This window comes from Pseudoalteromonas sp. SR44-5 (assembly GCF_014163675.1).
In the GTDB taxonomy this organism is placed as follows: Bacteria; Pseudomonadota; Gammaproteobacteria; order Enterobacterales; family Alteromonadaceae; genus Pseudoalteromonas; species Pseudoalteromonas rhizosphaerae.
This window is the reverse complement of sequence record NZ_JACJDT010000148.1, coordinates 1-779: the sequence shown is the minus strand read 5'-3', so window position 1 is coordinate 779 and position 779 is coordinate 1. Positions and strand designations below refer to the sequence as shown.

Here is a 779-nt window from a genome sequence, read left to right as displayed (position 1 = left end):
CACTTTCGGCTTTTTCCCAGCCGATATGGTGAAAGATTTATATGACATAATGCAACAAGAATATAGCTTCGATATTGATAGCTTAGAGGGGCAGAACATAATCGCTGAAATTGAAAAGGATGGAGACGATGAAGTAAACCCCGAAGCCTATGAGCTAGTTCGAGATAAATACTTTGTAACCTTTAGAGATGCGGCTGAGCAAGGTAAATCTATCGTCGTACTCATTGAGCAATAATTAACTTATATAGAAAACGCTAAGGACAGCACATGCAACCAGAAATAAAAAAAATCCCCCAACAACTTGGGCAATACTTGTACCAGCAAATAAATGAGCCGTGGCTTGAGGCTCAGCTTATTTTAGATTGCGAAGATGAAAACCAACTTGAATGCAAGGCTCACTATCAAACAGAAGATGATGAAAACGAACAGCCAATTACCGTGACAGATGAGATAGTCGATTTATTCAGTACTTTGTTTGAGAATGCCACTAAACACCAACCAAAAAACTGGACGCGCGCTATTTTCACCATAAATCGCCAAGGCCAATTTAATCTGAACTTTGAGCGTGATAATAATGATGATGACGTTATTACTGCACAACAAACGTATTAAACAATAGTGATTTACCTGCTCTTTAACAACATGGATGTTGTAAGGCTAGGCGCTACAGTCTTTTAAAGATTAGCGTCTAGCCTTAGGTTGCTCCCCTCATTTACTTCTCATTCTTTTCTCTTTGTGCAACATGGTTTTAAGTAAAATATTCACAAAGAGGTTAAGAG

1 protein-coding gene and 1 pseudogene are annotated in these 779 nt (G+C 38.4%); both read left to right on the top strand.

Annotated elements, in window-relative coordinates:
• Positions 1-235 (top strand): annotated as a pseudogene (locus tag H5154_RS22920) (hypothetical protein); the annotation flags it as partial.
• 32 nt (positions 236-267) lie between these two features.
• Complete coding sequence (locus H5154_RS22915) at positions 268-612, top strand: immunity protein YezG family protein (RefSeq protein ID WP_182719753.1); 345 nt, start codon at positions 268-270, stop codon at positions 610-612.
• Positions 613-779 lie beyond the last annotated feature (167 nt).